This is a genomic window from Pacificibacter sp. (assembly GCF_039769035.1).
Classification (GTDB): domain Bacteria; phylum Pseudomonadota; class Alphaproteobacteria; order Rhodobacterales; family Rhodobacteraceae; genus Celeribacter.
In genome coordinates this window covers 1-3,067 of record NZ_JBDMZG010000008.1, presented here as the reverse complement: position 1 = coordinate 3,067, position 3,067 = coordinate 1, and the positions used below count along the sequence as shown (strand labels likewise).

Sequence of the window (3,067 nt, the reverse complement as noted above, 5' to 3'; positions counted from 1 at the left end):
TTGTCAGCGGCCATGGCCATCAGCGGATTAAAATTCCGCCCTGCGAGGCGATAGGTTAAGTTTCCGACAGTGTCGCCTTCTTGACCTTTGATTAAAGCGAAGTCCGCCTTTAGCCAACGCTCTCGCACATAACTTTTTCCCTCGAATTCCTCAGTTGGCTTGCCGTTCGCGAGTTCGGTGCCAAAGGATGACGGCGTATAAAACGCAGGAATGCCCGCCCCAGCCGCACGAATGCGTTCCGCCAAAGTCCCTTGCGGCACGAGTTCTAGTTTAATATCGCCAGCAAGATACTTCTCATTAAACGCTTCTGCGTTGGAACTGCGCGGAAACGAGCAGATCATCTTGCCAACCATTCCAGCTTTGATCATGGCTGCGATGCCGATAAATCCGTTTCCGGCATTGTTGTTAATTACAGTGACATTCTTTGGGCTGCCAGTTGCACGAAAGCGGTCGATCAATGCGTGGATCAGCTCGATTGGTGCGCCAGAACCGCCGAAACCGCCGATCATGATCTGCGAGCCGTCGGGGATTTCAGAAATCGCCTTTTCCAAGGTAGGGATGGTTTTGTCCATGAAACACTCCTTTTCTTGTTGCCGATGTAGATCATTCTGTCGCTTACGCGAAACTATTTGTGCGCATCTTGATCTTTATTCGCCATACGAACATAGTGATGCGCATGGCGAACAAATCTCCTGATACAATCTCCTCTTTGGCCAAAGGGCTACATGTTCTTGAATGCTTCGGTGCAGAAACGCCCAAGCTTTCGATTACAGATGTATCCAAACAATCTGGTTTGGATCGGGCTACGGCGCGGCGTTGCCTCCTTACTTTGCATTCCGAAGGCTACGCCGACTATGACGGCAAATTTTTCACGCTGACACCACGCGCTCTGCGATTGGGGTTGGGCGCCATTGCATCGTTGCCTTTGCCACAACTGGTACAGCCATGGCTGGATCAACTTACCGATCAGATCGGCGAAAGCTGCTCGGTTTCTATCCTAGACGGCACCGAAATTGTCTATCTTGCACGCGCCGCGCAAAAGCGGGTGATGTCCATCGGGCTTATGCCGGGCTCGCGCCTTCCTGCCCATTGCACATCAATGGGGCGGGTGCTTTTGGCAGCTTTGCCGCGCCAAGAAGCAGAGGCAATTGTTGAAGCTTCGGACCTGACGCCACGAACCGTTCACAGCATAACAGACCCCGTCGACGTTATGGCGTGCGTGGATTTAAGCCGGCAACAACACTATGCTATCATCGACCAAGAAGTCGAGATTGGTTTGCGCTCGATCGCCGTGCCTATTTTTGACCAGCGGAGCAATGTTGTCGCGGCATTGAACACAGGAATGGCCGCAATTCCAGAACCCGCAGAAGGATTGATTGAAACAATTCTTCCGAAGCTTCTGATGGTTCAAGCGGGGCTAAGGCGGATTCTGTAGAAATTGTCCATCAACTCCGTAAATTCCTTTTTTTGCACGAGCAATTCACAAACCGCACTCAGCCATGCACCTGTTGCTCCGCCCCCTAATTGAAGAGGTCCAAAAATAACGGCTCCGTTTGCGCAAGCCCCGTGAAGTTGACACACGCGCTTTGCAAGGTCTATGCCGATTATGCTAACTTCTGACATGGATGCTCTCCCTTTGAGTGATGTTTTCTGAAACATCACTGTGGCACACTACGATGCCGGCAGGTGGGGGCATCCACGCCATCAACAAAGCCGGGAAACGCTGAAATGGGTCGATTGGTACAACACCAAGCGCCTGCACAGCGCCATCGGATATGTCACGCCGCATGAAGCAGAGGAAATGTTCCATGCAACCTTGAACCCAAATGAAAAAGCAGCCTAACATTCGAACCAAACGTTCTCCGGCAAACAAGGGGCGGTTCATATTGTTTCGCTGCACCGTTACGAGGGAACGAACTCGCATATTACGGCCGGTACGAGGCGGTTGATGATCCAGAACGGAATTGGCTGGCTCATGCTAAGCCGCGCCTCACTTGCTGAAGCCCGCAACCTTTATCGATGCAGTGTAAAAACTCAATTGATAGAACCCAACTCGTTACCTGAATCTGAGTTCCTAGCTACAATCAAAGAACATCGCGAACGTGAAGTCTCCGTTTTGCATGCAAAGGATCTGCTCATGGGTACGGCCCACTGGAACGCCTCTATGGTCTCAGCCCTGATCCCTGTTCCGGAAGGGCATCGCCGCCTCCTTGGTGTCGGTGTGCACGGCCCAACCTCCCGTATCACGGACAAGGCAGAGATGGTCTGCTCACGGCTGCTTGATCTGGTTGAAGAGGTGCGCGCCCAAAGCTAAGCCTTTGTGACGTCGGCGTGTAGCAATGTACAATAATTATAGGTCGTCATGCTGGTCAGCTAATTTGATTGTTGTATCAACGACGCTGAAACGGGTTCATGCTTCGATCACTCCAGAAAAAGCGGCCAGACGCTAACGCCTTGGTCTAACGGGCGAGATCTCGTCACCTCACCTACGACTCCACACGGGTGGTGGCGTCAATATCCAACATTCGTACCGGCAAGAACAAAAGGAATGGGGCCTTTCGATTGCGTAAGCACCTGCAATTGTTCTTAATTTTATTCAACCTGTGCCGCCGTGCAATTCTGTTCATGTCTAATCTTGACAACAACTTAGTTATCTAATTATTTGTTCTGTGAATGGATCAAAGCCTATCAAAATTGGCGACCTAGAAAAGAGGACGGGAATATGGATGCCCTGAAGATGACTGTTGCCGAAAGGCGCCAACTGACCGAGCACATTTGTGAATTTACGCTGGCACCCGCTGACGGAGAGAAGCTCCCGTCCTTCACGGCAGGTGCCCATATAACCGTACAGACACCGTCCGGTGCGATGCGAAGATACTCGCTTGTCAATGACGGGAAAGACCCCGAAGTATACAAGATCGCCCTGAAGCGTGAAATTAATGGTCGCGGCGGATCGATGTCTATGCATGACGATGCGCAAGAGGGGACCGAGCTACAAGTTGAGGCCCCGGAAAATACCTTTGAGCTGACCGATGCCAAGAACTACCTTCTCATCGCGGGTGGTATT

At 51.5% G+C, this 3,067-nt stretch carries 5 protein-coding genes; 4 read left to right on the top strand and 1 reads right to left on the bottom strand.

Translation table 11 applies throughout. The features are described from left to right. Nucleotides 1-572, bottom strand: a 572-nt coding sequence (locus ABF287_RS00620) for a 3-oxoacid CoA-transferase subunit A (protein ID WP_347183088.1), incomplete at its 3' end; no start/stop codon positions are given. Between the two features lie 104 nt (nt 573-676). On the opposite strand from ABF287_RS00620, the gene ABF287_RS00615 reads away from it, so the two are divergent. The 4 genes from ABF287_RS00615 to ABF287_RS00600 form a co-directional block, all read left to right on the top strand. Next, a complete protein-coding gene (locus ABF287_RS00615; RefSeq protein WP_347183087.1) occupies nt 677-1,435 on the top strand; it encodes an IclR family transcriptional regulator C-terminal domain-containing protein in 759 nt (252 codons plus the stop codon). A 222-nt stretch (nt 1,436-1,657) separates the two neighbouring features. Next, on the top strand, nt 1,658-1,843 hold the full coding sequence (locus tag ABF287_RS00610) for an integrase core domain-containing protein (RefSeq protein ID WP_082894782.1): 186 nt from the start codon (nt 1,658-1,660) through the stop codon (nt 1,841-1,843). A gap of 294 nt (nt 1,844-2,137) precedes the next feature. Further along, nucleotides 2,138-2,314: a hypothetical protein gene (locus ABF287_RS00605; RefSeq protein WP_347183086.1), complete on the top strand. Its 177-nt coding sequence runs from the start codon at nt 2,138-2,140 to the stop codon at nt 2,312-2,314. A 408-nt stretch (nt 2,315-2,722) separates the two neighbouring features. Continuing rightward, nucleotides 2,723-3,067 (top strand): FAD-binding oxidoreductase (locus ABF287_RS00600; protein ID WP_347183085.1); only part of this gene is annotated, 345 nt, incomplete at its 3' end.

Excerpts from the sequence above, each read along its gene's own strand:
- ABF287_RS00605 (WP_347183086.1), top strand. The coding sequence starts at position 2,138 with ATGGGTACGGCCCACTGGAACGCCTCTATGGTCTCAGCCCTGATCCCT.
- ABF287_RS00615 (WP_347183087.1), top strand. The coding sequence starts at position 677 with ATGGCGAACAAATCTCCTGATACAATCTCCTCTTTGGCCAAAGGGCTA.